Annotated in this window: 1 pseudogene; it reads right to left on the reverse strand. The window is 59.7% G+C overall.

The features are described from left to right. Positions 1-16 precede the first annotated feature (16 nt). Positions 17-789, reverse strand: a pseudogene (locus AC630_RS43235) (IS5 family transposase). Between the last annotated feature and the right edge of the window lie 80 nt (positions 790-869).

Consider the following 869-nt stretch of genomic DNA (forward strand, 5'->3'; position numbering starts at 1 on the left):
GGTCTAGGGTCCGGACTCAATTGATCCACCAAGTGAGTGCGGCAGCCAAGAGGATTGCGGAGAGGAAGATATCGGCTCGCTTGTCATAGCGGGTCGCGATACGTCGGAAATCCTTGAGGCGGCAGAACATCCTCTCGATGACATTGCGTCCCTTGTAGGCTGTTTTGTCGTAGCGGTGAGGATGCTTGCGGGTGGGGTTTGGCGGAATGACGGCCTTGATCCGCCGCGCGGCGAGGACCTCCCTCAGACTCCTGGCGTCATAGGCGCGATCAGCGAGAAGTCTCTTCGGCTGATGCCCCATCGCCAGCAGGCTGCGGGCGCCATCGAGATCGTGGACGTTCCCGGCCGTGATCAACAAGGCATGCGGGCGGCCGGTGTCATCGGTCAAGGCATGGATTTTGGTCGTTTGCCCGCCACGCGAGCGACCGATGGCGTTGTTGAAGGCCCCCCTTTTGCGCCTGCGGCGGAACGATGGGCTTTGATGTAGGTAGAGTCGATCGAGGCCGATCTGTACATGCCCGTCGAGCCGGTCAGTGCATAAAAGATATCGGTCCAGATGCCCTGACGGCTCCAGCGGTTGAAGCGATTGTAGATAGTCGTGTAAGGCCCATAGACTTCCGGGCAATCGCGCCAGCGCGCCCCACAGCGCAACATGTGGACGATACCGCTGATCACCCGGCGATCATCGACCCGGTGCGCACCGCGCCGCCCTCGCGGCAACAAAGGTTCAATCCGCTGCCATTCCGCATCGCTCAGCCAGTAAGCCTGCTTTGCCATCCAAGCCTCCATGTGCTGGAAAGCTTGAATCACAATCCCTTAGTCCTGGGAATCCTTATTGAGTACAGACCCTAGAGGGAAAGCTCGTGCTG

The sequence above is a fragment of the Bradyrhizobium sp. AS23.2 genome, from assembly GCF_001908185.1.
GTDB lineage: Bacteria > Pseudomonadota > Alphaproteobacteria > Rhizobiales > Xanthobacteraceae > Bradyrhizobium.